Raw genomic sequence first — 26,602 nt, forward strand, 5'->3', positions numbered from 1 at the left:
GTTCCTCGCGAGCCCAAAGCCTTAACATGACTAAAGATTCCAAGCTAAAAAATCAAGTTCTATCTTCCTTAAAATGGGTAGCCATGGGGAAAATCATTACCCAAATATTGCGCTGGGCTATGACTTTTTGGGTCATTCGCTTATTAAGCCCAGACGACTATGGCCTGGTTGCGATGTCAGACGTACTGTTTGGTTTTCTTAACTTATTGCTAGGCTCCTTATTCGCTTCGTCAATTATTCAAGAGAAGAACTTAACTAAGCAGAGTTTAAAGCAGTTATTTGGCGCTATTATTATTAGCCATCTTGGCTTTTTCGCGCTGCAGTATTCCTTAGCAGATGTGGCCGGCAGCTACTACAAATCAGACATAGTAAGCCAAATTTTAAAAGTGAATGCATGGTGTTTTGTTATCTTAGCTATAGAGGTGATTCCTGCCGCCTTACTAGCTAAGAACATGGAGTTTAAGCGAGTATCGATTATTGCCGCTATCTCTAATATCGTAGCGGCAGTGTCAACCTTAGTGATGGCTTATCTAGGCTATGGATTTTGGTCTTTGGTCATTGGCGAAATAATCTTTATTGGCTTGCGAGCAGCGCTGACCTTTGCAGCCAAACCGATTGATTTTCTACCTAGCTTTAAGATAAACGATATAACCGCCATGCTTAAATTTGGCGGAATGTTGTCTATTCAATCGGTATTGTTTTATGTATTCATGCATATGGACGTAGCGATTGCCGGTCGGATAATGACGCCAACCGAAGTGGGCCTGTATGCCATTGGCTTGCAAGTAGCGCTAATGCCGCAGAAAAAAATCATGCCCTTACTTCGACAAGTGGCCTTTCCTGCATTTTCTCAAATACAAGATCAACCAAAGCTCATCGCCAACTATGTGCTGAAGTCACAACGTTTATGCGTTAGCTTAACCTTGCCCATTTTTTGGGGCTTAGCTTCAGTCACCGATTTGGTGATTCCGCTGCTACTGGGGGATAAATGGTTAGGCGCAGTAATTCCAACCACTATTATGTTAATGATTATGCCACTTCGCTTCAGTGAAGAGTTATTTAACCCCGCTCTAAAAAGCTTAAAGAAAGTGAACCACATGCTAGTGAACTTATGCTTTATGGTGGTGATCATGTTTATAAGCATAATGATCGCAGCTCGCTATGGTGCAACCGGCTTAGCTTTAGCGTGGTTGTGTGGATTTCCGGTTGCCTACTTAATCGTAGCTTGGCGAAATAGCCAAACCTTAAATACGCAATTCAGCCAATTTGTTAAGTTGCTGTTAGCCCCAATGTTGTCGGGCGCAGCAATGTTTGCGGTGGTTTATGGTGCTAAATCATTGATTGAAGCAGATATCGTAGTGGCGTTGCTGCTGCAAATCACTTTGGGTGGGATAACTTACTTGGGCTTGATGCTGCTATTAGATAGGGCTTCGATTAAAGAAGTACTTAGCATGCTCAAACGTAACGGCTAAAGTCTGTTGCACTGCTACGGTTAAAGTACAACAGACCAGCATAGGGTATGTTATTTCGAGCTTCTTAGCGGGCTCAGCGCTGCTTTAATAAGCGTTTTTATCATTAGCCAAACAGTAACACGAGAAAACTTCAGGCTTAAAGACTGTGATAATGCTTTAAAGGCAGCAAAGCATTGCTCATTCCATAACAAGTCTTTCCCCCAATCTAGGTAAATCTTGGCCTTCACTTTACCAACCAGATCTCCCCAACTAGCGCTGTTACTACCTTGCCGAGCTAAGAACGCATCTACAACATCAAGATTGTCTTGATAAGACGATAACAAACTGCCTAAGCTGCCCTCTATATCGGCTTTCCACACTAAGCTTTTTTGCAATAAACCAATTAGCCCTTGCTCAGCAATCCGCAGGTACAGGTCTATATCCTCAGCGGTTTTTAAGCTTTCATCAAACAACCCCACCTTGTTAAGCACTTCTCGGCGCACCATAAATGAAGATGTCACCAAATAAGGATGTAAAAAGACTTGCTGTAAGTCCTTAGAGACTAACACCGGAGCCTGCTCACTTTGTGGCTTAAGGGTTTCTTCATCGGCCTTGTAGGATGTCTCGGTATAACAGGCTACCCAGTCGGGCTGGGCACGCATAGCGTTAACTTGATCCATCAATTTCTGCGGACGCCACAAGTCATCAGAATCGAGAAAGGCAACAAACTCCCCAGTTGCCGCTTGAATACCGGTATTCCTAGCCTTAGACGCACCACCATTTTGCTGGCTGATTAACTGTATCTTTGACCGATAACTTTCCAAGCTCGCAACGGTATCATCTTTAGATCCGTCATCTACAACAATGATCTCATAATCATCAAAGCTTTGCGCCAAGATAGACTCGATGGCTTTGTCGATAAAAGCCGCCGAGTTATAGGCAGGAATGATAATGCTGACTGCAACTGTCATCGCTTATACCCTCTTGGTTATCTACGCCTGTAAAGCGTCTAAGCTTTGATTAAGTCTAAGAATCAACTGGTTCTGGATAGCCTCACCACTTAACTCCCCTTGGGCGCTATTAGCAATTGCACTCAGTTGAGAACAAACTTCTGAACGAACCTTAGCGCTCGAGTTGCGCGGCTTGGGTTTATACCAACTTTTGCCAAAGCCAGCGCTTTGCAGTTGCCGCTTCACTTCATCTTTAATGGCATTAACCGGGCTTGTACCTGCGCTATAAAAGTAGTTAGGCACACTTTCAGGTTGATACTGCATATCCACTGTTGATAGCCAATCCTGCCATTTAACCTGATTGACATGGTCACCTAAAATAACCGCCTTCCAAGGAAGGCGTAGCGCATCAGCAACAATAGCTCCGTGCATCGCTTCTGTTAGCATCAATCGGCATTGCGCCATCTCTGCAAACACTTTGTCTACTGACCACTCAGGAGAAATAAACCTAAAGCCACAAGCTTCGGCAACATTCTCCCAGTCGGCACTACGACAACTCAAGTAATGCGGCATAAAGCCAATATCACCGTTTTCTTTATGAGTCGGTTCCATCACATTACGCAGTAATAAGGCTGAGTCTGTCACAACGGTACTAGGGTCAAGATTTAAGGCTTTAGCACTGTAAGGCCCACGAACAGCGTGAACCTTCCATTTATCGGTAACCGCTGGCAGTTGACCATAGCCCACACCGGAGCCAACAATGTGTAAGGTTTTGCCATTGGGTAGCCGGTGGTTTAACAAGGTACCAATGCCCACCAGCAACTCTGATGAATCCTCATTAAAAAACTCAGGAAGCAACTTGGGCCATAACCATGGGTTAAGGTCATCACCAAAATTGCCCACTTCATCCTTGTAGTAAAATAATTGCATTTTTAACCTAGTTAATCCTTTGCCTTCGGCCGCGTTCAGCCGAGTTATTCAATTGGTGGTGGCTATAAACCAACCTTTAAGGTCATGTAAACAGCAACGATTACCGCCCAGCTATAACCCATACATCGCCAAACCATTTTGGCTGAAAACATTTCTTCCAAATCTGGGCGCAACTTCATCAAGCGTAAATGACTAGCGGTTTGCATCCCCATAAAAATAAACATCAGCAGAGTGAACTGACGACTTAAGAAAAAGGCTGTCACCATAAAACCAATCATCGAATAAAATAACGCTTTATTCAGGTTAGCTTCTTCTTTGTACTGTTCTGATTTCTCTTCACTCACTTCTAAGTCTTTCGTATCATCTTCGTTGGGATAACGATTGAATCGCTTCAAGATAGCGTAGCCCACCAGCATATTAAGAATTAGCGCTCCGCCCCACAGGCTATAGCCGGGCACACCTAATTCCGCAGCCACATGCACATAAGAGTTATGTGCCACTTTGCCGTGATGATCCATAAAGTTACCCATACCTACCCCAAAAACGGGGTTATGGATAAGCATTTGAATGCCATCATACCAAGCGTCTAAGCGCCCAGCAGCAGAGGACTCAGTCGAAGACAAGCCACCAAACGATGCCAATAAAGTAGCAGCAATTGGCGCGCTTAAACATGCAAATAAAATAAGCCGCGCACCAGCATTACTAATGAGAAAATACAAACCTATCACTGCAACAGAGCCTAGCAATGTGCCCCGAGACCCAGTCATATATACGCCGTAACCAAACGCCACTAAAATAGCCAGCATTGCTATTTTTACAACAGCACCACCTCGACCAAAAAAGTAAGCGACAAAAGGCATATTCATTACTAAAAACATACCTAAATCGTTAGGATCACTAAAAAATCCAAGGTAAGTGATGCGCATCTCTTCACGGCCAACAGTAATACTGTCGCCAATACCAATGCCATACTTTCCGTTAAATGAGGCTTGTTGAATATGCCCGTTGTATACCATCACCAAGGCTGCCGCGATGCATATATACATGAGTAAGCGCTGCCTACCCGGGGTAGCGATTAACGCACTGTAAAGGAAAAAAGGAATAATGGAGCTTACAAATAGCCGTTGCGCCTGAAAAATCCCCCCAGTGCCCCAACCATTTAAAAATGCCGACATCATAATCAATGGCACTAAGCCCAATAATAAATAGTGTTGAGGCTGCAACTTTATTGGTCTTAAGGTAATCAAAGTAAGCCCAAAGGAAAGAATGGCAAACACCTTGATGATGATGAAATTAGCAGTTGATAGCGAAAATTCATGCGGCCGAATCAGCACCGCAATGCTGTATAGGCAAAGGAAAAAGAAGGCCAAAGGTGCTGTTTTTTCCTTAATAGGTAAAGGCCTTCTACCTAGCGGTGTTACATCTGCCGCTAAAGGGTTTTGTCGACGAGCTTGAATAGTCTTATCCTCCATGGGGAATTAATCAGCGACAGATTAACCAAGTTAGTTTCATCACATGAAAACTTTGCTTTATAGCTTTGTGCAGCGGCGCCCATCATAAAGTCATAAAGCACGGCTTTGCTGTTTAAAATACTCCATACATGAAGTGCGAATCCGGGTGAACAGTGCGAAAACTGTTTTTCATCCCAGCCAGATTGATAAAAATGCAGCTGCTGCTGTTCTAGCAAATAGAAGTTTAATGCTAAAGGCTGCTGCTCAATAAACACACCACTCATAGCCACTGAATCTGGATGCTGCTGGCGAAACCGCCGATGAAACTGGCTAAAACGCTGATCGGAAAATGCACCAAGCTTGCCTTTGTTTTGCCACCTCGCCTGATGAAACGCCACCAAGCTTGGCCAATACTGTTCAATTTCAGAGCTTGTTAACCATCTAAACTCTGCACCTTTCTCAGCTAAAGCTTTATCGGCTCTGCGCCACTGCGAGCGCGCATTGCGGCTAAGCTGCTTTATAGACCACGGTTTTACTTCTAAAGAATAACGACGAGCTTCGGCAAACTGAATGTTAGGCACACTGTTAAACAGCTGATGCAAAAAGCTTTGCTCTATTACCGCGCGAGCAACAAATACATCAAAGCTAATCTTAGACAGCCACACTAACAGAACCTTTGAGGCCTCTGCCTGATAGTCTTGATTTAGCAGTACATCAGGATATTCAGATGCTACCTCCGCGTGCTCAGGTTCTCCCTGACCAAGTAAAAACAGCTGAGTTATCCCCAACAACTTAGCGCTGCGCCGAGTGTAAAAAGGCGCTAACACCACCAGCTTTTCATTAGCAAACCCAGCCATGCAATAAAGCTCACAGTGCTTGTCCCAAAACTGATGAGTCCAATGTACTAGCCAACTAGGACAGTTAAACATGTCTGCTTGGCACAGCTGGCTAAGTGCCTGCCACTGCTCTTGTATAGCAAGAAGTTGGTCTAGTGAGCGAATTTCACGCCACTGTAAAGTATCGGCATCTCTCATTTAGATATGCTAAACAACCTCAGCAAATGGCCAAAATAAGGAAACCAGCATCAAGTTTACTGCTGGTTTCCACTACTTAATCTTTTCTTCCTTAAAAAGACCTTCAGCGCTATCAATCTAAAGCTCTAGTTCGTTTTAGATTGCTCAATGTACCAAGGCATGGCTATAGCTAAGCCCTGACCAATAGTAAACGCTGGCGCATAACCCAACAATTGCTCGGCCTTACTAATGTCAGCACGCGAATGACGTACATCACCAGCTCGAAAATCGCGGTACTTCGGCTTGGCAGAGCGCACAACACCATGCTTAGATAGGTTATCGCACAGTAAATCATAGAGCTGGGTTAAGCTGGTTTGGTCATTAAGGGCTACATTGAATACTTCACTGGTTTCTAAGCCAGCTGTTGCAGCCAAAATATTCATTTGCACGACATTGTCAATGAAGCAAAAATCTCGGCTGGTTTCGCCATCGCCATTAATGAATACCTGCTCTTCGTCAATCAGTGCCGCTGTCCACTTAGGAATAACCGCCGCATAAGCGCCATTTGGATCTTGGCGAGGACCAAACACGTTAAAGTAACGCAAACCAATAGATGGGAAATTGTAAGTACGTTGAAATACCGAACTATAGAGCTCGTTAACATACTTGGTAACGGCATAAGGCGATAACGGATTGCCTATTTTATCTTCCACCTTAGGTAGATCTGGGTGATCGCCATAGGTTGAACTAGACGCGGCATAAACAAAGGCTGATACCTGTTGCTCTTTAGCAGCCTGCAACATATTCAAGTAACCAGAAATGTTTACTTCATTGGTGGTAATGGGGTCATTTATCGAGCGAGGTACCGAGCCAAGAGCAGCTTGGTGTAACACAAAATCAGCACCAGATAGAAACTCCTGACAAGTCGCTTGATCTCGAATGTCGCCTTCAACAAAACGAAACTGCTGCCACTGCTGCTCGCTTACTAGGCCTTGCACTTCGTCTAAGTTATGCTGATGTCCGGTAGCAAAGTTATCTAAACCAACTACCTTTTGGTTTAATTTCAGTAAGGCTTCTAATAAGTTAGAGCCAATGAAACCAGCCACACCGGTAATTGCCCAAACTTTAGGTTCGGCCTTAAGTTGCTCACACACTAGTTGAAAACGCTGCACGGTATCAGTCCCCATTACAAACGCAGATCGCTAGCGCCAACTGGCAATAGATATTTAAGGTCGTAAAGTACGTGGTCTTTTTTACCAAAGGCGCGTATTTGCTCAACCGACATATCTTTAAACTGCTGGTGAGCAACAGCTAAAATAATTGCGTCATAATTGCCTGCTTGTGGGCTTTCAACCAAATCAATGCCGTACTCTTCATGACACTCTTCTTTATCTGCCCATGGGTCGTAGGTGTCAACTTGAACACCGTAATCAGCAAACTCGTGAACAATATCGATAACTTTGGTATTTCGGATATCAGGGCAGTTCTCTTTAAAAGTTAGCCCTAAAATCAGAATCTTACTTTCTACTACCGAGATATTACGTTTCACCATTGACTTAATGCACTGTGATACAACATAACGCCCCATATTGTCGTTAATTCTTCGACCAGCAAGAATCACTTCAGGGCGGTAACCAATAGACTCAGCTTTATGCGTTAAGTAGTAAGGATCTACACCTATACAGTGCCCGCCAACCAAGCCAGGGCGGAATGGTAAAAAGTTCCATTTGGTACCGGCAGCTTCTAGTACCGCTTCAGTATCAATATCTAAGCGATTAAAGATAAGCGCTAATTCGTTGATAAGTGCGATATTTACATCACGCTGAGTATTCTCAATAACTTTAGCCGCTTCAGCCACTTTTATGCTGCTAGCTTTGTGGGTACCTACTACCACTATCTCAGCATAAAGATCATCGACGATAGTGGCGATTTCAGGGGTTGAGCCAGAGGTGATTTTTTTAATTGTAGAAACACGGTGAGTTTTGTCACCAGGGTTAATACGTTCTGGACTGTAACCCACATAAAAATCACTATTAAATTTAAGGCCTGAGTTTTTCTCTAAAACAGGCACACACTGTTCTTCTGTAGCTCCGGGATAAACCGTTGATTCGTAAATAACAATGTCATTGGGTTTAAGTACTTTAGCTACTGTTTCGCTGGCGCGAATCAAAGGAGTAAGATCGGGCTGTTTATGTTCAGTAATTGGAGTGGGAACAGTAACAATAAACACATTACATTTTGCTAAGTCTTCAATGTTACAGCTGTAAGACATATTACTAGCAACGTCTTGTAGCTCTTGGTTGCTAACCTCTTGAGTAAGATCTTGACCTTGTTGCAGCTCGGTAACACGCCCTTGATTAATATCAAAACCAACCACACTGCGTTTTTTAGCAAACTCTACAGCCAACGGCAGGCCAACATAACCTAAACCAATTACGGCAATACTTACGTCCATGTATACATCCATTAAAATTTGAAAACAGTTTTCTAATGCTAATTAAACCGCATATTGGAACAGAAAGTAAGAGTCAAAATCCACATAAAAACAAAACACGCCACAAAGTAAGACATAGCGATAATTAAGCTGTATTATTTTAATGTGATTTATCAATCCAACAAACAGGGAATAATATGAGCAATCATAGGTTTGGAATGAAGAAAATTCTGGCAGTGAGTGCCCTAACCATCGCTTTAACTGCCTGCGGTGGGGACACCGCAGAACAGCACTTATCTAAGGCTACCGAGTACTTAGCTAAAAATGATCAGAACGCTGCAATCATCGAACTAAAAAATGCCATAAAAAAAGATGCCTCATTAGCACAAGCGCGGTTGAATTTAGGTGAAATCTACCTTGATCGCGGTAACTATCCGGCAGCAGAAAAAGAGCTACTTAGAGCCTTAGACTTAAACGCTGAAAAACAGCAACTCATTCCCCTACTAGCTAGAACCTATTTAAATCAAAATGAGCCTGAAAAAATAGGCGAATTGATTACTCAGAATAGACCCTTTGAAGCTGAGCTAGAAACCGAATTACTGGCAATTCATGCCCTTTCGCTATTTAGAAATGGCCAATTTGATCCGGCTAAAACCACCTTAAATCAGGCCCAAGAGCTTGGCTTTGAAGGCACCTACTCGCGCATGGTTAAAGCCAGTATTTCTGCTGCCGACCAACAATTTGGAGCTGCCAACGAAACACTGGAACAATTAAGTCGAGAAGTACCAAACAACACTGATGTATGGCTGCTAAAAGGCCACCTTGCGTCTATGTCTAATGACACAGAAGTAGCGGTAGAGTCTTACAGCAAAGCAGTAGAACTGGCCCCTGATGCAGCTCAGTTCACTTTGTATTTAGCGCAGGCCTTGGTAAAAAACAAACAGTTTAGCGACGCTGAAAAATATTTAGACAATATTTTGAAAATTGCTCCAAACCACATGCTTAGCAATCAATTAAAAGCTTACATACGTTTTCAAGACGAAGATTTTGAGAATGCATTTACATTATCAACTAAAGCCTTGCAAAGTGGTTCTCATAACACTGCGACCCAAATTGTTGCGGGTATCTCTGCTTACAAATTACAAAAGTACGAACAAGCCTTAACTCAGCTAGAGCGAGTGATTACTAAAGATCCACAAAATGCCCTAGCACAACGTTTATACGTAACCACTCAGTTTAGAATTGGCCAATTAGACAACGCCTTCAATCAGCTTAACCAAGCATCTGTTGCTGAGGGCCAAGACAGCGACTTCTTAAGCACAGTGAGCATGCAGCTCAACCGTTTAGGTCGCACCGAAGAAGCAGTACAAATTGCCGAAAAAGCGGCAAGTTCAGGCGGCTTATCAGAAAAGGCCAAACTGGGTTTACTTAAGCTTAAACAAAATGATTTAGATGGAATTGGCATACTCGAAGAGGTGCTAGCTGAAGATCCTGCTCATGCCCAAGCATTTTTAGGTTTACAAACTCATTACTTCCGCCAAGGAAAAGCTGATGAAGTGCTAAAGTCTCTGGATAGCTGGATAGATGCTCACCCAGAAGATCAAAGTGTAAAACTATTTAAAGGTGCCATTCTTGAGCAGCAAGAGCGCTACGATGAAGCTCTCGCAGCTTATCAATCAATATTAAAAGATCAACCTGATGACCTAGCAGCAAAACTATTTAGCTCATCGGTTTATGTGCAAAAAGGCGAAGTAGAAAAAGCTTACGAGATAACTTATGAGGTAAAGCAAGAGCAAGCAGAGAATCTTCGTGTTTTTGAGTTCCTAATGAGCCATGCTTCTCAGATAGAAAAGACTGGTGAGGTGAAGACACTTCTTGATAAACAGCTTGCCGAAGCCCCAGATTCTTCATTATTGAAAGAACAGTTAGGCCGATACTATTTATTTACCCGAGAATTTCCTAAAGCCATTGAATCTTTTGAGCAAATTGATGCTTTAACTCGCGAAGACAGAGTTTGGCAATTGATCGGTGATTTGTACCTAGAAACGGATAATCAAGAGAAGGCCATTTTGAGTTATCAAGCTTGGCTTGAAAACTCACCACTCTCGTTACCAGCGTATGTTAAAAACATCAACATCTTAGAATCTACAGGTCAATTAAAAGAAGCTGTAGCCTTAAGTAACAGAGCAGTAAAGCTATATAAGAATAACCAACGTTTATTGTTTGTTCATTCAGTATTGCAGCTCAAAGCAGGCGATGCAGCAGCAAGCCAAGATGCCCTAAACAACCTTGACGCAAATCAAATGAACACACCAGCGGTTTTACAACAGCAGGGTTACATCTATTTAGTTCAAGAAAACTGGCCTGCAGCAACTGATACTTTCAATAAATTATATGAAGCTTATCCAAGTACCCAAACAGCTAATCTGTTAATCAAATCATACAAAGAAGCAGATAAAATCGAGCAAGCCGTTGCTTTCATTAAACAAGCCATCGATGTTCATGGCGAAGCAGCAAAACCTCTTCAACTGCAACTTGCAGAACTGCAAATGAAAACTAACCCACAGCAAGCAATTGAGGAGTACCAAGCAATTATTAAGGAGCAGCCAGATAACTTTGTTGCCTGGAACAACCTCGCTTGGGTTTACCATGACTTAAATGAATTTGAAGTAGCCTTAACTTACGCCAATAAAGCCCACGAGCTAAAACCGGATATACCACAAGTAAAAGATACCTACGGCTACATGTTACTTAAGTCAGGGAAAATAGTAGAAGCAACTAAAGCGCTTGAGGATAGTTACAAACAAGATGCTAGTAATGAGGTAGGTTTGCACTTAGTAGAAGCGCTAATTGCAAATAAACAAACCAAAGAAGCTAAACAGCTACTCGATGGATTAATAAATATTGAGCCAGAGTTAGTCAATAAAAAAGCTGAGCTTGAAGCTCAGCTAAATTAATCTGTGTAGCCCTAAAAAACCTTATTGGGGCAAATATAAGCCCTTAGATGCACACCACTTATGGCTCTCTCGCAACGATATATTGGGAGAGTCATTTTTATAGAAATTAGCCGAATACATTTTTTTTATGTACTCATCATTGTCATCGTTATTCCTCGCAGCTAAGCATCCCTTCTCCACTTCCTTATCAATATTATGCATTAAAGTTTGGAAACCGACAGGTAAAGTACGAGTGAGCATGCTGGCACTTATATAATAAGGAGCACGTAAGCCATGGTAATCTATCGCAGGGCCTAGTTGCTCAAATTTAATACCAAGAAAACTCATACTTCTAGCAAGGCGCGGCTCCATCATAACAAACGCGTGATGGGTGCCGGCTCGCACAGCTAGAGCGGCAATAGACAGATACAAACCAATAGCTAAAAAAGGAAAGCAACGTAACTCTTCCTCAGAATAGGTTTGCTCATTGATCGCACCAGAGGCAGCACCATCAAAGTTATCAGCTTTACGACGTCGAAATTGTGGACGAACCGCTAAGCGTGATATTTCACATATTTCAGTACGTTCAAACTGAGAAGGGTGATATTTAGCACCTTCAATAGCATTCGAACAAAACTTCTCGATGGGCAGTAACTCATCTTTACTAGAAGGAGATACTATTCGCACACAGCCTGCATAGTTGGTACTAGGTTTGTGTTCGATTAAACAAAAGCGAGAGTATTCATCAAATTCATCTTGCTCCATACCATTTTCACGGACGGGTTCGAAATTGAGTTCTTCACAATATACGTCATGACGAATTCTAAACGCCTCCTGTACGGTATCGGTTTTGTAAGCCACTACTGGGCGAAGATACTCTGCAAAGTGCTGAGCAATTAACTTAGCTTCTCGCTTAACAAGAAGTGAAATGCCACCTCTCACTACTGCTCCAATATACGGATAGCTGGCCAAGTTTTTCACATATTTGTTTCGGATCATAAAGCGCTCTCAAAGCTTCAAACTTTCTAAACATTACATTTAGATTTTAGAAACAATTTAGAATTATAAAAGGCAGGCTTGCAGAAAAAGCAAAGCGCAGAACTAGGCTGCGCTTTGGATGTACAATGCTAAAACTGTACGACTTTTAATTAAGCATTATGCGCGGCGACGAACAGCAGCCAAGCCTAATAAACCTAATCCAAAGATAGCTAATGTTCCTGGCTCTGATACTTGAGCAGCGGAAATAGCGAAACCAGCTTTCAATTCGTTAGTTTTGTCTTCTTCTGTAAGGAAGCCAATACAAGTGAAGTTTGGTCCACAATCAATATCACCTAATACCTCTAAGCCTTGTAGACGAGTAGTTAGGGTGTATACATAGTCATCGTAACCTGGAATTGGTAGTACAAAGCTATTTGTTAAATAAATATCATTACCCACTTCTGTGTAAGTAACATCTGGACCCAACACGATAGTGAATAAGTCAGCACACCCTTCTTGGTTAATACCGGCTTGTCCTACCAACTGAGTTTTCTCGTACTTACAGATATTGTTAGTTGGCGTGTTGTAGGTTTCTTCAAAAATCACACCAAACTGAAGCACTGGCGCAGGTGCAAGTGGGAAGGCAACCGGCGCGGTAGGCGCAAGGAACAAACCATCAAATAAAGTAGCAGCAACTAAGGTTTTTCCAGTTACACCCCAGTTTTCGTGAACAAGACCAGTACCTTCTGAAAAGGCCAATGCACCAACACCATCAACAACGCTTGTTGTAACACTGCCAGCTTTTGAATCTTCAATATTTAAAGCACTTTTCTTAAGGTCTGGGTTTTCAGCGCTGTACGGGTCACCCCAAGCTAGAGACTTAGGAAGTTCGCCACCAAAAAGTGGGTCAAAAGCATCCAAAGTTTCTCCAGTTGCATCAATTCCTGTTGGGTCAATTGAGCCCGCGTCTGAAGTCCACTGATCGAAACCAGCTTCGTTTAGGTAATCCCAATCAGTGATAAGAGCAGCGTTAGCAGAGATGCTTGCAAAACCTAAGCTAGCCGCCAAGCATGTAAGTTTTAATTTGTTCATGTCACCCATCCATTTGGTCAGTACAATTCGAAATACAAGTCATACAAAGCAATCTAGATGCCAGTTTTAAAAGTCCTTTAAAAGCAGCAGCTTAATAACTAACCAAATATTTAAAGTAAACAGAATGTAAAAATTGCTGACACGAAAGCCCATTATATTTATCACCGCAAAAGATCCTTAAGATCTTTGCTCTAAAGCTTAATATATGAAGATTTCCCATACTAAACCCAATTAGCGATTTACCTTGGACCAACAAACAACAGCATTCTGGTGTTAAGTTGCTATGCATTATAAAGGCAGATGAGAAAGCTGAGCCTTCGAACAAGACAGTTACGATTGAGAATTTGATCTTTGGAAGTGAAAGTTTCTTCGACAGATATAAAAAAACTGCTGCAAGAAAGCGCAGCAGTAATATTATAGGCGTTGCCAATTTAAGCGCGGCGGCGAACTGAAGCTAAACCTAGCAAAGCTAAACCAAAAATAGCTATAGTGCCTGGCTCAGTAACTTGAGCAGCAGAAATAGCGAAAGCTGCCTTTAATTCGTTCTTCTGGTTTTCTTCAGTTAAGAAACCAATACATGTAGAGTCAGGACCACAATCTAGGTTATCTAATACAGTTAAGCCTTGAAGACGAGTAGTTAAGGTATACACGTAATCGTCAAAACCAGGAATTGGTAGAATGAAGCTGTTCTGAAGGTAGATATCATCACCAACTTCAGTAAACGTAACTCCGTCATCTAGTACCAATGTGAATAAATCTGAACAACCTGCTTCATTTACACCAGCCTCGCCTACTTTAGTATCACCATACTTACAAATACCGTTGGTTGGCGTGTTGTAGGTTTCTTCAAACAATACATCAAATTCAAGTACTGGAGCAGGAAGCGCAGGGCCAACAAAAGGAGCTAGAGGTTGCAGGAACAAGCCATCAAACAAAACTGCTGAAGACAAAGTATTACCTGTTACACCCCAGTTTTCATGGGTTAGGCCTGTACCTGTTACGAAATCCAATGCACCAACACCGTCAACTACACTTGTACTTACTTGACCAGACTGAGCGTCGTCAATCTCAAGTGAACTTTTGATAAGTTGAGGGTTTACAGCCCCGTATGGTGTACCCCACGCAAGACTTTTAGGCAGCTCACCACCAAAAAGAGGATCAAACTCATCGGCAGTGGCACCACTTGTGTCAATGCCTAGTTGGCCAGCATTCGAACTCCACTCTTTGAAACCAGCGTCATTAACATAGTTCCATTCAGTGATTAGTTCAGCGTTAGCAGAAATACTTGCAAATCCTAGGCCTGCAGCCAAGCAAGTAAGTTTCAATTTGTTCATTTCACCCATCCAATTTGGTAATAGCGTTTAGATATAAAGACCGAGCATAAAGCAAAACTCAGGCCAAGTATAAATTACAAGTAATAACAAAAACTTAAACGCTACAAATAAATAAATCAATTGCGATGTGTAAAACTTACTGACATAAAAAAGCGCTCAACTCTCTTCTTTTAAAACTATTTTTTTGGCTATCTTAAATACCATTCGTTGCAAGGGATTACGATTACCCATGGGTCGCCAGGTTTTCTTAAATCGATTTCGATAAGCATCAAAATGCAAACCATAGGGCGCGGTAACTAGATCTCCACGATTAAGTAGGATTTTTAAAACATACGTACCCGCTATACCACCACACATCTTCACCGCCATAGGCATCGATGGTCCTTTTTTAGCGTGAAAATCTGCTCGACTCGGGTCAACTAGATAAGGACGCTGCAACATAGCTGGGGATAAACCAATTAAGAACTTAATATATTGCTCATTTTCACTAGTGGCATCTTCAAATCGAAAATACTCTTCGTAAGTCATACTGCCAGGCATAAAACACAGAAATGCACAGCCCATGCCTAGCGGTGCAGCAGTAACTAGGGGGATCTTTTTCTCCAAACACTTTTGAAAGACCAACTTTCGCGCAGACAAGGCAAAAAAATCTAGGCTATCAACATATACGTCCACACCTTCAAGGAACTCATCAACATTGTGCTCAAAAATACCTTCAGGGAAGGACTTCACCTCCGCTTCAGGGTTTATATCTAAGCAGATGTTTTCCATTACTTTTACTTTGTCTTGGCCAACGGTAGACATAAACGCGCCAGCTTGACGATTAAAGTTGTGAACTTCATATTCGTCAAAATCAGAAATGTGAAACTTGCCAACCCCCAAGCGCGCCAAGGTAACAATGTGCTCACTACCAACGCCCCCGGCCCCCGCCATGGCAACACGCTTTCCACGTAACACCTGTTGCTCTGCTTCCGTTACCCAACCGATATTCCGAGAAAAAGCATCTTCGTAATTAAAACTCATAACTAGTTAGCCTTATAAGATTGACGACATCCATTCGCCTGCATATAACCACGAACAACATAGCAACTTGCTCTAATGCATAGTAAAAATTAAGATTAAAAGGTCATTCAAGGAAGAATATAGTATGAAACTCGCCTTCATCGTAATCCTAGCCTCTTTTTCATCTCTGTTTAGTGTAGAAGCTTCCAGCGCACTTGCAGACACTATAGAAAAAATCAAACCGTCTGTTGTAGGAATTGGCACCTACAATAAACTGAATTCTCCTAGAGCCAGCTTACGAGGTACCGGATTTGTTGTTGGCTCTCACCTTATTGCCACCAATGCACATGTGATCCCAAAAAGCCTAAACCAACAACAGAACGAAAAACTAGTTGTATTTGTTGGCCAAGGTCGCTCGCCAGAACTGCGCATTGCCAGCGTAGTAGCTAGCATTGAACAACACGATTTAGCCATACTACAAATTGAAGGCAAAGCCCTAAAACCACTAACGCTTTCAAACCAAAAAGTTCGCGAAGGAGAACTATATGCCTTCACGGGTTTCCCAATAGGCGCTGTATTAGGTCTATATCCAGTTACACACCGCGGAATTATCTCAAGTATTACACCCGTGGTAATACCGGCGAGAAATGCCAGCGAACTAAACCTTGCTCAATTAAAACGACTCAAATCACCCTATAATATTTATCAACTTGATGCCACTGCCTATCCCGGTAATAGTGGCAGCCCCCTTTATCACCCAGAAACAGGCGAAGTTATCGCTATCATCAATAAAGTTTTTGTAAAAACCACCAAAGAAGCCGTATTGGCTGACCCAAGCGCGATCAGCTATGCCATCCCGGTAGTTCATCTAAAGCAACTTCTCAGCAGCCTGAAGTAGTATTTCGAAAACTTACAGATACAAAAAAGCCCTAAAAATAAGGGCTTAATTAGTATTCGTACACTTCTAAGAAATCCTGTTTTTAGAACGGGATATCATCATCAAAGTCCATAGGAGGCTCATTAAACTGCTGAGTTGCCTGCTGTGGAGCTTGTTGAGGCGCTGGGGCAGGTTTAGCTTGTTGCTGATAACCACCTTGCTGAGGTGCATGCTGCTGCGGAGCTTGTTGCTGGAAACCTCCTTGCTGAGCAGGAGCTGCTTGAGGCGCAGCCTGTTGTTGACCGCCCCAGTTACCTTGTTGCTGCGGAGCACCACCACCCATGTTTTGCCCTTGGCCACCACCTTGACGTCCGCCTAGCATTTGCATCACGCCATTAAAGCCCTGTACAACCACTTCGGTAGAGTAGCGATCTTGGCCACTTTGGTCTTGCCACTTGCGAGTTTGTAATTGACCTTCAATGTAAACTTGCGAACCTTTCTTGAGGTACTCACCTGCAACTTCTGCTAACTTGCCAAACAACACTACACGGTGCCATTCTGTACGCTCTTTTTGTTCACCACTTTGCTTGTCTCTCCAGCTTTCTGAAGTTGCAATAGTAATATTGGCGACGGCCCCTCCGTTTGGCATAAAACGAACTTCAGGATCTTGTCCTAAGTTACCAACCAAAATTACTTTATTAATGCCCCGAGTGGCCATGTATATCGCTCCTATGTTCTATCTGTTATGGCGAGGAAGACCCGCTATCATACTAGGCTGCACGCACCAAATCCAATGCTCTAGCCAATTCAAATTCTTTTGTTTTAACTTTAAGGTAAACAGTATTGTCACTTGCAATAACAACTGCTTCTACAACCCCAGGTAAAACCTGCAGTTTTTCTAAAATGCTAGCAGGTTGATCGGGAGATGATATCGTTAATGAATAACTTTTTATGCCACTTTGCGCACGCAATCCTAAACTCACAACGATCCAAATAATCAATAGAGCGATAGCAAACCAACTGACTAAACTTGCCCCGCCAGCCGTGTACAAAACGCCAGCACTAGAGCCACCTATAAATGCCCCCAAAAACTGACTAGTAGAAAATACGCCAAGCGCCGCGCCTTTGTTGCCCGGAGGGCACAAATTAGAAATTAGCGCTGGTAAACTGGCTTCCAAATAATTAAAGCCAACAAAAAACACTGCCAAAATTACTCCCAACACCCAAATCGAGGAAACGTTAATCAATAACAAAACGTTGGCAAATAACAACAAACTAATAGCAAATATGAAGAAAGCACGCTGCTGATTGCGCTTCGCCGCAATAATCAACAAGGGCACCATCAATACAAAAGAAATAAGAACAGCTGGCAAATACACTTGCCAATGATTTTCGGCATTTAGGCCTGCGTCAAGCAAACGAAACGGCATTACAACAAACAAAGCGGTAAGCACTAAGTGTAAGGTAAACACCCCCCAATCTAAACGCAGCAACTGAGGATGTTTAAGTAATTCAAGCATCTGTTTAGAGTTAGCACTTACTTCACCACTAGGCGCTTTAGAATTAGCACTTGGTACAGCAAACTGCACCACAAACATCGCGAATAGGGATAATACAGCAATCAACCAAAACAGGCCCGACAAGCCAAGATAAGCAGACAGAATAGGACCTAAAACAAGCGAGGCAGCAAACGATAAACCAATGCTAACACCAATAAACGCCATTACTTTCGCACGCTGGGTTTCTCGACTTAAATCAGCAGCTAAGGCCATTACCGTGCTAGCGATAGCGCCCATGCCTTGCAAGGCGCGTCCTAAGGCGATTCCATAAATAGAATCAGCCGTGGCAGCTACTACTGAGCCAAGCGCAAAAATAGTTAATCCCAAGAAGATAATCGGCTTACGGCCAACTTTGTCGGACAACCAACCCATGGGGATTTGAAACATTGCCTGAGTTAAACCATAGGCACCAATCGCAAAGCCAACCCATAAAGGCGAAAAGCCCACAAGCTCTTGACCATAAACGGCTAATACAGGCATTAACATAAACAAACCGGCCATGCGCAAGGCAAATAACAAAGCCAATGAATAGGCTGCGCGCTTCTCTGTAGGGTTTAATCGTTCGTCTAGGTTCATAACCATCAAAAATACGTCATTAAAGAACCGGCAATGCTATCACAAGCAGCAAGCCGCAAACCAGCGCAAGATGGTCAGCAAGTAATAAGTAAGAGCTCGTCTTTTCAACGACGCATTTCAATAAATTATGTGTAATACTGGGCGATTTAGTGCAGCAGTGAACAGCTAACAATGGACAGTATTGATATTCGTGGTGCCCGCACCCACAACCTTAAGAACATTTCACTGACCCTCCCTCGCGATAAGCTAATTGTTATCACTGGCTTGTCGGGATCTGGGAAATCTTCTCTCGCATTCGATACACTTTACGCAGAAGGCCAGCGACGCTATGTGGAATCTCTATCTGCCTATGCACGCCAATTCCTGTCATTGATGGAAAAGCCCGATGTTGATCATATCGAAGGTTTATCACCAGCTATCTCTATTGAGCAAAAATCAACATCTCACAACCCACGCTCTACTGTGGGAACCATTACCGAAATTTACGACTATTTGCGCTTACTTTACGCTCGCGTAGGCGAACCTCGCTGTCCTCATCACAACGAACCGCTAGCTGCACAAACCATTAGCCAAATGGTCGATAAAGTTTTTGAGGAACCAGAAAACAGCAAACTAATGCTATTGGCTCCAATAGTTCGAGATCGCAAAGGCGAACATGTAAAAACTCTAGAAAACTTAGCAGCACAAGGTTTTATTCGGGCACGCATCGATGGAGAAGTGTGTGACTTAAGCGATCCACCAGAACTAGAGCTGCACAAAAAACACAATATTGAAGTAGTGATTGACCGCTTTAAAGTTCGCGCCAGTGACGACTTAGCCCAACGTTTGGCCGAATCTTTTGAAACAGCCTTAGAACTAGCCGAAGGCACTGCCATTTTAGTTGACATGGACAACGGCGAAACTCGCCAATTATTCTCAGCTAACTTTGCCTGCCCAGTATGTGGCTACAGTATGACCGAGCTAGAGCCAAGAATTTTCTCCTTCAACAACCCTGCTGGTGCTTGCCAAACCTGTGATGGCTTAGGCGTGGATCAATTCTTCGACGATAAAAAGGTGATTGTAAATCCTGCGCTGAGCTTATCAGGCGGAGCCATCCGAGGGTGGGACAAACGCAACTTCTACTATTACCAAATGCTTAAATCATTGGCTGCTCATTTCGAGTTTGACTTAGACATGGCCTTTCAAGACCTAAGCGACAAGCACCAAAAAGTGATTTTGCATGGTTCGGGCCGCACCAGTATTGAGTTCAAATACATGAACGATCGCGGTGATGTTACCGTGCGCAAACACCCTTTTGAAGGGATTATCCCCAATATGCGCCGCCGCTACAAAGAAACCGAATCAAACGCGGTACGCGAAGAGTTGGCAAAATTCATTAGCAACCAAGAATGTCCAGGCTGTGGCGGCAGCCGGTTGCGCGAAGAAGCTCGCAATGTATTTATTGGTAGTACTAACCTTCCGGAAGTGAGCTGTAAGTCCATTGGCGAAGCCATGGAATTTTTTGAAGCGCTTAATCTAACAGGCCAACGAGCACAAATTGCCGACAAAATCTTAAAAGAGATTTGTGAGAGGCTTAAGTTTTTAATCAACGTGGGCCTAGATTACCTTTCGTTAGATCGCAGTGCCGACACATTGTCTGGCGGCGAAGCGCAGCGAATAAGACTCGCCAGCCAAATTGGCGCAGGTCTAGTCGGTGTTATGTATGTGCTCGACGAACCGTCTATCGGCTTACACCAACGCGATAACGAACGCTTACTCGCGACACTCAATCACCTGCGAGATTTGGGCAATACCGTAATTGTGGTAGAACACGATGAAGATGCCATTCGAGCCGCAGACTATATCGTAGACATTGGCCCAGGCGCTGGTGTACATGGCGGAGAAGTTGTTGCTCAAGGCTCAATGCAACAAGTGATTGATACCCCAAGCTCACTTACTGGGCAGTATTTATCTGGCAGTAAGTCTATTGCGGTACCTAGCAAGCGACAAGAAGGCTCAGGCGATTACTTAAGCCTGCTCGGCGCTAGTGGCAATAACCTCAAGAATGTAGATTTACATATCCCGCTAGGCTTACTTACCTGTATAACTGGTGTATCAGGTAGCGGTAAATCTACCTTAATCAACGATACTTTATATAAAATTGCCCAAAAGGCGCTCAATGGTGCCGCTGGCGAAGATATCGCCCCACACAAATCGGTAAAAGGCCTCGATAAACTCGATAAAGTGGTTGATATAGACCAAAGCCCGATCGGCAGAACACCGCGTTCCAACCCCGCTACTTATACTGGGATCTTCACTCCTATTCGTGAACTGTTCGCCGCTACGCAAGAAGCCCGCTCAAGAGGTTATAAACCCGGTCGCTTTAGCTTTAACGTAAAAGGTGGCCGCTGTGAAGCCTGCCAAGGAGACGGCGTTATTAAGGTAGAGATGCATTTTTTACCCGATGTGTATGTGCCCTGCGACGTATGTAAAAGCAAACGCTATAACCGTGAAACTTTAGAGATTAAGTATAAAGGCAAGAGTATTCATCAAATTTTGGAAATGACCGTAGAAGAAGCTCGACCATTCTTTGATGCTGTACCAGCCATAGCCAGAAAGCTACAAACCTTGATTGATGTTGGCCTTACCTACATCAAACTTGGTCAGTCGGCTACTACCTTATCGGGCGGCGAAGCGCAGCGAGTTAAGCTCGCTCGCGAACTTAGCAAGCGCGATACTGGCCAAACCCTTTATATTCTTGATGAACCAACCACAGGCCTTCACTTTCACGATATTGAGTTGCTGTTAGAAGTTATTCATCGCTTACGTGACCATGGTAATACTATTGTTGTGATTGAACACAACCTAGATGTCGTTAAAACCGCAGATTGGATTGTCGATCTTGGGCCAGAAGGGGGCAAAGGTGGCGGAGAGATTCTAGTCGCCGGCACCCCAGAAGATATCGTTAATGAACCGCGCTCACATACCGCCCGATTCTTAAAACCAATGCTAATAAATCAAAAATAAGGCCAAAAGCCAGATTATCAAGGATGTAACATGCTACCGAAGTTTAGCCTAGAGCGTACTTTTATTTATGTATTTGCTGCAATGATGTTGCTAGGCATGCACTACTTTCAGCACAACCAAGGTGGAACAGGCCTAGCCCTCCCCTTTAATTTGGTTGTCTGGTGCTTTGCTAGCATTCTTATCGGCCTTGGCCTGATTAAAGTAAGTCAATCGCAAACTTTGCGCTATAACAAAACCCTTATTGGTTTAGCTATTTGTGCTTTTAGCTTATGGATCCCACTGTTTTATCCAAATGCTGAATTTGGCGCTTTTGCTTTAGATCGTTTAATCGGGTTAGCAGCAGGTTTACTGCTTATCTTCTCCATTATTCAGCTCGAAATAAGCCAAAAACAATGGCACCAAATGATGTACCTGATTGTTGCAGCAGTCTTAATCGAGAGCCTTTATGCATTAACCCAAATGTACCTATTAACAGAGGGTAATTGGGTCGGCTTTAATGTTAATTCAACCAGAGCTGCCGGCATTTTTCAGCAACCGAATGTACTAGGAACCTTTGTGCTGTTTGGTCCAGCCATATCCGCTTGGTTATTGTCACAACAAGCTATAAACGAAAAATGGCAGCTCTTACTTATACTTGTAACTAGCTTTGCAGCAACATGGGTATGTTTCTTAACAGGATCTAGAACAACGTTAGTAGCGTTGTTTCTAATACTCCCGCTAATGGCTCCTTACCTATTTAAAACTGCAAATTTATCGCACCTTAGATGGTGGCTAGGTAGTATTTTGTTGGGCGTTTTAGCACCTATGCTTCCCGAACTATTCAATTCTAACGAAGCAAGAGATGCCTTAGGTGGCGCCACAACAGCTTATAGAGTAACAATGCTTGAGGTTAGTTGGCAGCTGTTTAAACAGCAACCATTGTTAGGCTGGGGCTATGGTGCCTATGACGGTGTTTACCATGCGGCACAAGCTTTACTTAATCAACAAGGCTTAATCAATGGTTACCATTTTAATGTAGCTCACCCCCATAACGAACTGGCTTATTGGGCGGTTGAAGGCGGGCTTCTGCCAGTCACAGCATTGTTCGCGATGGCTTTCCTAATATTAAAGAGCATGCTCAAAAAAGGCTGGGCTAAGGGATTATTTTATTTTGCAATATTGTTTCCTAGCTTACTTCACTGCATGACTGAACTGCCTTTTTATCACTCAGCGATCTTATGGATTCTATTCTGCACATTGATCAGTCAGATTCTAAGAAATGAAGAAATTATAGTCAAAACGTTCCCAGCTAAATTTGCACCAAAGATATTTGGAGCGCTAATTCCATGCTTCACTATCGTGTTCATGGCAACTGGTTTACAGGCCATCCATAAAATCACCCAATTTGAACGAACCGGTAGTGCAAATGCAGCTTTGCTAGAAGAAGTGATCAATCCAGTCCCCTTGCAAACTCGCTATGAATTTAACGCTATGTCATTTAGATTAAACGCAGCTGTGTCTTTAGATCTCAAAGAAGAACTTAAAGGCTACCTAGCATGGTCAGAGCAGCTGTTAATGAGGCAAGCGAGAACTGAACATTTTTATAATCGCTCAGTGGCTTTGCGAGCCCTAGGCTTGAACGAACAAGCTAACGCTAATGACATACTAGCTAACGACATATATCCAAATTCCGAACGTATATCCTATAAGCTTGTTTCCGCGATTAATGGCGGTGAGGCAGCACTACGGCAGTACTTGCTATGGAATAGAACTGAGATTGACAAAAAGCCTTCACCACAACTCTATATTCACCAAATTAACGCATTGGTGAAACTGGGTGATATTAAACTTGCTGTCGATATGCTTATAGAAGCACAACACAAACTCCCTGAACAAATTAGTTTAAATAACGTTCCAAGTTTAAAGCCCTATATAAAGATTCAAACGCCTAGTTAAGTAAAAGCGTTGGTGGTGAGCAAAACTAGTTTTGCTCACCACTAGCAAATTTGTTCAAGACAAAACATCTTCCGTTTACCGGCAGTAAGCTCGAAAGCTTTTTTAATAAGAATTGCACCTCGGCTTCGTGCTATTTTGTTCCGCAGTTGTCGAAGAATCAGATACTCACTTCAACGGTTTTTAAAGCCCCTACACGGGAGTGAATTTGGCCAGCCCCATCCAGCATAGTTGTAAACCGACTCTAAAAGCACCTTACTAAACTTGAGTTTTAATAAACCGTACCACAACCATGTAAGCTAGAATCTAGTCTGCCACTTAGAACTTAATACCTGATGAAAACTTTAATCTACATAGGTGTACGCCCCTAATGCACTATTTCAAGTAAGCATTAATAATGCTCAGCAAACGCACCAGCCTCGCCAAGAAACCAACCTAGCGTAATCACTGTTCGACTTTGTATATGCAAGAAGGCGATGCCTATGATGTGCTAGATTAGTGCTGCTGATGAAGTCACAGAGGATTGAGTATTTGCTATGCCTGCGCCGCAGGTAATAAAAAAAGCCCTCGTCGTTAGACGAGGGCTTAGTATAGGAGCCTGGCGGTGACCTACTTTCACATGGGGAAGCCCCACACTATCATCGGCGCAGTTGCGTTTCACTTCTGAGTTCGGCATGGAGTCAGGTGGGTCCACAACGCTATTGCCACCAGGCAAAAACGGTTGTCTTTAACATTCGAAAAAGCTGAAATACCTCATGAGCACTAACAAGCATTCATGGTTTCTAAAATAAAGTATCTATAAGCAACACCCTTTAGGTGTTGTATGGTTAAGCCTCACGGGTAATTAGTACAAGTTAGCTCAATGCCTCACAGCACTTACACACCTTGCCTATCAACGTTGTAGTCTCCAACGGCCCTTCAGAGGACTTAAAGTCCTAGTGAGAATTAATCTCGAGGCCTGCTTCCCGCTTAGATGCTTTCAGCGGTTATCAGTTCCGAACGTAGCTACTGGGCAATGCTATTGGCATAACAACCCAAACACCAGCGGTTCGTCCACTCCGGTCCTCTCGTACTAGGAGCAGCTCCCCTCAATTCTCAAACGCCCACGGCAGATAGGGACCGAACTGTCTCACGACGTTCTAAACCCAGCTCGCGTACCACTTTAAATGGCGAACAGCCATACCCTTGGGACCGACTTCAGCCCCAGGATGTGATGAGCCGACATCGAGGTGCCAAACACCGCCGTCGATATGAACTCTTGGGCGGTATCAGCCTGTTATCCCCGGAGTACCTTTTATCCGTTGAGCGATGGCCCTTCCATACAGAACCACCGGATCACTATGACCTACTTTCGTACCTGCTCGACGTGTCTGTCTCGCAGTTAAGCTGGCTTATGCCATTGCACTAACCGTATGATGTCCGACCATACTTAGCCAACCTTCGTGCTCCTCCGTTACTCTTTGGGAGGAGACCGCCCCAGTCAAACTACCCACCAGACACTGTCCGCATCCCGGATAACGGGACAACGTTAGAACATCAACACTACAAGGGTGGTATTTCAAGGTCGGCTCCACGTCATCTAGCGACAACGCTTCAAAGCCTCCCACCTATCCTACACATGTAGGGTCAATGTTCAGTGTCAAGCTGTAGTAAAGGTTCACGGGGTCTTTCCGTCTAGCCGCGGGTACACCGCATCTTCACGGCAATTTCAATTTCACTGAGTCTCGGGTGGAGACAGCTTGGCCATCATTACGCCATTCGTGCAGGTCGGAACTTACCCGACAAGGAATTTCGCTACCTTAGGACCGTTATAGTTACGGCCGCCGTTTACCGGGGCTTCGATCAATAGCTTCGCTTGCGCTAACCACATCAATTAACCTTCCGGCACCGGGCAGGCGTCACACCGTATACGTCATCTTTCGATTTAGCACAGTGCTGTGTTTTTAATAAACAGTTGCAGCCAACTGGTATCTGCGACTGCCAGCAGCTTAGGAAGCAAGTTCCATCACCGCCGGCAGCGTACCTTCTCCCGAAGTTACGGTACCATTTTGCCTAGTTCCTTCACCCGAGTTCTCTCAAGCGCCTTGGTATTCTCTACCCAACCACCTGTGTCGGTTTGGGGTACGGTTTCGTATAATCTGAAGCTTAGAGACTTTTCCTGGAAGCAGGGCATCAACCACTTCGTGTCCGTAGACACTCGTCATCAACTCTCAGCGTATTGTAAACCCGGATTTGCCTAAGTTTACCGCCTACTGCCTTTCACGTGGACAACCATCGCCACGCTGGCCTAGCCTTCTCCGTCCTCCCATCGCAATTATACGAAGTACAGGAATATTAACCTGTTTCCCATCGACTACACTTTTCAGTCTCGCCTTAGGGGCCGACTCACCCTGCCCTGATTAACATTGGACAGGAAACCTTGGTCTTTCGGCGAGGGGGCTTTTCACCCCCTTTATCGTTACTCATGTCAACATTCGCACTTCTGATACCTCCAGCATGCCTTACGACACACCTTCAACGGCTTACAGAACGCTCCTCTACCGAGCATGCAAGCATGCTCCCGTAGCTTCGGTGGTATGTTTAGCCCCGTTACATCTTCCGCGCAGGCCGACTCGACCAGTGAGCTATTACGCTTTCTTTAAATGATGGCTGCTTCTAAGCCAACATCCTGGCTGTCTAAGCCTTCCCACATCGTTTCCCACTTAACATACACTTTGGGACCTTAGCTGACGGTCTGGGTTGTTTCCCTTTCCACGACGGACGTTAGCACCCGCCGTGTGTCTCCCGAGTAGTACTTGATGGTATTCGGAGTTTGCAAAGGGTTGGTAAGTCGGGATGACCCCCTAGCCTTAACAGTGCTCTACCCCCATCAGTATTCGCTCGAGGCGCTACCTAAATAGCTTTCGAGGAGAACCAGCTATCTCCCGGTTTGATTGGCCTTTCACCCCCAGCCACAAGTCATCCGCTAATTTTTCAACATTAGTCGGTTCGGTCCTCCAATTGGTGTTACCCAATCTTCAACCTGCCCATGGCTAGATCACCGGGTTTCGGGTCTAATCCCAGCAACTATGCGCGCAGTTA

Annotated in this window: 17 protein-coding genes and 2 rRNA genes (1 of these 19 only partly in view); 5 read left to right on the top strand and 14 right to left on the bottom strand. The window is 43.7% G+C overall.

All coding sequences use genetic code 11. From position 1 onward, the window contains the following. The first annotated feature begins 26 nt into the window (after positions 1-26). The gene (locus K5L93_RS06890) at positions 27-1,472 is read left to right on the top strand and encodes a lipopolysaccharide biosynthesis protein (RefSeq protein WP_220719053.1); all 1,446 of its coding nucleotides are present in this window, start codon (positions 27-29) and stop codon (positions 1,470-1,472) included. Between the two features lie 50 nt (positions 1,473-1,522). Here K5L93_RS06890 and K5L93_RS06895 read toward each other — a convergent pair whose 3' ends face one another. The 6 genes from K5L93_RS06895 to tviB all read right to left on the bottom strand — a co-directional run bounded on the left by K5L93_RS06895 (position 1,523) and on the right by tviB (position 8,250). Further along, positions 1,523-2,422: a glycosyltransferase family 2 protein gene (locus K5L93_RS06895; RefSeq protein WP_220719054.1), complete on the bottom strand. Its 900-nt coding sequence runs from the start codon at positions 2,420-2,422 to the stop codon at positions 1,523-1,525. 21 nt (positions 2,423-2,443) lie between these two features. Then, positions 2,444-3,331 carry a polysaccharide pyruvyl transferase family protein gene (locus K5L93_RS06900; protein ID WP_220719055.1) on the bottom strand — a complete coding sequence of 296 codons (888 nt, stop codon included), beginning with the start codon at positions 3,329-3,331 and terminating at the stop codon, positions 2,444-2,446. 62 nt (positions 3,332-3,393) lie between these two features. Beyond that, positions 3,394-4,803 carry an O-antigen ligase family protein gene (locus K5L93_RS06905; protein ID WP_246615012.1) on the bottom strand — a complete coding sequence of 470 codons (1,410 nt, stop codon included), beginning with the start codon at positions 4,801-4,803 and terminating at the stop codon, positions 3,394-3,396. After that, positions 4,761-5,816, bottom strand: a complete 1,056-nt coding sequence (locus tag K5L93_RS06910; RefSeq protein ID WP_220719056.1) for a GNAT family N-acetyltransferase — start codon at positions 5,814-5,816, stop codon at positions 4,761-4,763. Before K5L93_RS06910 ends, K5L93_RS06905 begins: the two co-directional genes overlap by 43 nt. A 125-nt stretch (positions 5,817-5,941) precedes the next feature. Further along, positions 5,942-6,967, bottom strand: coding sequence for an SDR family oxidoreductase (locus K5L93_RS06915; RefSeq protein ID WP_246615013.1), 1,026 nt, complete (start codon positions 6,965-6,967; stop codon positions 5,942-5,944). A 14-nt stretch (positions 6,968-6,981) separates the two neighbouring features. Then, positions 6,982-8,250: a Vi polysaccharide biosynthesis UDP-N-acetylglucosamine C-6 dehydrogenase TviB gene (gene tviB / locus K5L93_RS06920; protein ID WP_246615014.1), complete on the bottom strand. Its 1,269-nt coding sequence runs from the start codon at positions 8,248-8,250 to the stop codon at positions 6,982-6,984. 176 nt (positions 8,251-8,426) lie between these two features. Here tviB and prsT point away from each other — a divergent pair, with 176 nt between their 5' ends. Further along, positions 8,427-11,186 carry an XrtA/PEP-CTERM system TPR-repeat protein PrsT gene (prsT, locus tag K5L93_RS06925; protein ID WP_220719059.1) on the top strand — a complete coding sequence of 920 codons (2,760 nt, stop codon included), beginning with the start codon at positions 8,427-8,429 and terminating at the stop codon, positions 11,184-11,186. A gap of 21 nt (positions 11,187-11,207) precedes the next feature. On the opposite strand, the gene K5L93_RS06930 is transcribed toward prsT, so the two are convergent. The 4 genes from K5L93_RS06930 to K5L93_RS06945 form a co-directional block, all read right to left on the bottom strand. Further along, a complete protein-coding gene (locus K5L93_RS06930; protein WP_220719060.1) occupies positions 11,208-12,164 on the bottom strand; it encodes a PEP-CTERM/exosortase system-associated acyltransferase in 957 nt (318 codons plus the stop codon). Between the two features lie 156 nt (positions 12,165-12,320). Next, a complete protein-coding gene (locus K5L93_RS06935; RefSeq protein WP_220719061.1) occupies positions 12,321-13,235 on the bottom strand; it encodes a THxN family PEP-CTERM protein in 915 nt (304 codons plus the stop codon). Between the two features lie 431 nt (positions 13,236-13,666). Then, entirely contained in the window at positions 13,667-14,569 is a 903-nt protein-coding gene (locus K5L93_RS06940; RefSeq protein ID WP_220719062.1) for a THxN family PEP-CTERM protein, read from the bottom strand. 156 nt (positions 14,570-14,725) lie between these two features. After that, complete coding sequence (locus K5L93_RS06945; RefSeq protein WP_220719063.1) at positions 14,726-15,592, bottom strand: ThiF family adenylyltransferase; 867 nt, start codon at positions 15,590-15,592, stop codon at positions 14,726-14,728. A 124-nt stretch (positions 15,593-15,716) separates the two neighbouring features. Between K5L93_RS06945 and K5L93_RS06950 the strand changes: the two genes are divergently transcribed. Further along, positions 15,717-16,469, top strand: coding sequence for a S1 family peptidase (locus K5L93_RS06950; RefSeq protein ID WP_220719064.1), 753 nt, complete (start codon positions 15,717-15,719; stop codon positions 16,467-16,469). 82 nt (positions 16,470-16,551) lie between these two features. Here K5L93_RS06950 and K5L93_RS06955 read toward each other — a convergent pair whose 3' ends face one another. Together K5L93_RS06955 and K5L93_RS06960 are read right to left on the bottom strand one after the other, a co-directional pair. Continuing rightward, the gene (locus K5L93_RS06955; protein ID WP_220719065.1) at positions 16,552-17,166 is read right to left on the bottom strand and encodes a single-stranded DNA-binding protein; all 615 of its coding nucleotides are present in this window, start codon (positions 17,164-17,166) and stop codon (positions 16,552-16,554) included. Between the two features lie 52 nt (positions 17,167-17,218). Next, on the bottom strand, positions 17,219-18,583 hold the full coding sequence (locus K5L93_RS06960; RefSeq protein WP_220721474.1) for an MFS transporter: 1,365 nt from the start codon (positions 18,581-18,583) through the stop codon (positions 17,219-17,221). Positions 18,584-18,754: 171 nt separating this feature from the next. Here K5L93_RS06960 and uvrA point away from each other — a divergent pair, with 171 nt between their 5' ends. Together uvrA and K5L93_RS06970 are read left to right on the top strand one after the other, a co-directional pair. Beyond that, positions 18,755-21,589, top strand: a complete 2,835-nt coding sequence (gene uvrA, locus K5L93_RS06965) for an excinuclease ABC subunit UvrA (RefSeq protein ID WP_220719066.1) — start codon at positions 18,755-18,757, stop codon at positions 21,587-21,589. 219 nt (positions 21,590-21,808) lie between these two features. Beyond that, positions 21,809-23,524 carry a PglL family O-oligosaccharyltransferase gene (locus K5L93_RS06970; protein ID WP_220719067.1) on the top strand — a complete coding sequence of 572 codons (1,716 nt, stop codon included), beginning with the start codon at positions 21,809-21,811 and terminating at the stop codon, positions 23,522-23,524. Between the two features lie 593 nt (positions 23,525-24,117). Here K5L93_RS06970 and rrf read toward each other — a convergent pair. Both rrf and K5L93_RS06980 read right to left on the bottom strand, forming a co-directional pair. Then, positions 24,118-24,233: ribosomal RNA gene (rrf, locus tag K5L93_RS06975) — 5S ribosomal RNA — on the bottom strand. 111 nt (positions 24,234-24,344) lie between these two features. After that, positions 24,345-26,602, bottom strand: a 23S ribosomal RNA gene (locus K5L93_RS06980) (it continues 630 nt past the right edge of the window).

Origin of the sequence: Agarivorans litoreus, assembly GCF_019649015.1 — a bacterium.
GTDB lineage: Bacteria > Pseudomonadota > Gammaproteobacteria > Enterobacterales > Celerinatantimonadaceae > Agarivorans > Agarivorans litoreus.

Bases quoted from the DNA above. Each gene is read 5' to 3' on its own strand.
- K5L93_RS06890 (WP_220719053.1), top strand. From the start codon at position 27: ATGACTAAAGATTCCAAGCTAAAAAATCAAGTTCTATCTTCCTTAAAA.
- K5L93_RS06895 (WP_220719054.1), bottom strand. From the start codon at position 2,422: ATGACAGTTGCAGTCAGCATTATCATTCCTGCCTATAACTCGGCGGCT.
- K5L93_RS06900 (WP_220719055.1), bottom strand. From the start codon at position 3,331: ATGCAATTATTTTACTACAAGGATGAAGTGGGCAATTTTGGTGATGAC.
- K5L93_RS06905 (WP_246615012.1), bottom strand. From the start codon at position 4,803: ATGGAGGATAAGACTATTCAAGCTCGTCGACAAAACCCTTTAGCGGCA.
- K5L93_RS06910 (WP_220719056.1), bottom strand. From the start codon at position 5,816: ATGAGAGATGCCGATACTTTACAGTGGCGTGAAATTCGCTCACTAGAC.
- tviB (WP_246615014.1), bottom strand. From the start codon at position 8,250: ATGGACGTAAGTATTGCCGTAATTGGTTTAGGTTATGTTGGCCTGCCG.
- prsT (WP_220719059.1), top strand. From the start codon at position 8,427: ATGAGCAATCATAGGTTTGGAATGAAGAAAATTCTGGCAGTGAGTGCC.
- K5L93_RS06930 (WP_220719060.1), bottom strand. From the start codon at position 12,164: ATGATCCGAAACAAATATGTGAAAAACTTGGCCAGCTATCCGTATATT.
- K5L93_RS06935 (WP_220719061.1), bottom strand. From the start codon at position 13,235: ATGAACAAATTAAAACTTACATGCTTGGCGGCTAGCTTAGGTTTTGCA.
- K5L93_RS06940 (WP_220719062.1), bottom strand. From the start codon at position 14,569: ATGAACAAATTGAAACTTACTTGCTTGGCTGCAGGCCTAGGATTTGCA.
- K5L93_RS06945 (WP_220719063.1), bottom strand. From the start codon at position 15,592: ATGAGTTTTAATTACGAAGATGCTTTTTCTCGGAATATCGGTTGGGTA.
- K5L93_RS06950 (WP_220719064.1), top strand. From the start codon at position 15,717: ATGAAACTCGCCTTCATCGTAATCCTAGCCTCTTTTTCATCTCTGTTT.
- K5L93_RS06955 (WP_220719065.1), bottom strand. From the start codon at position 17,166: ATGGCCACTCGGGGCATTAATAAAGTAATTTTGGTTGGTAACTTAGGA.
- K5L93_RS06960 (WP_220721474.1), bottom strand. From the start codon at position 18,583: ATGAACCTAGACGAACGATTAAACCCTACAGAGAAGCGCGCAGCCTAT.
- uvrA (WP_220719066.1), top strand. From the start codon at position 18,755: ATGGACAGTATTGATATTCGTGGTGCCCGCACCCACAACCTTAAGAAC.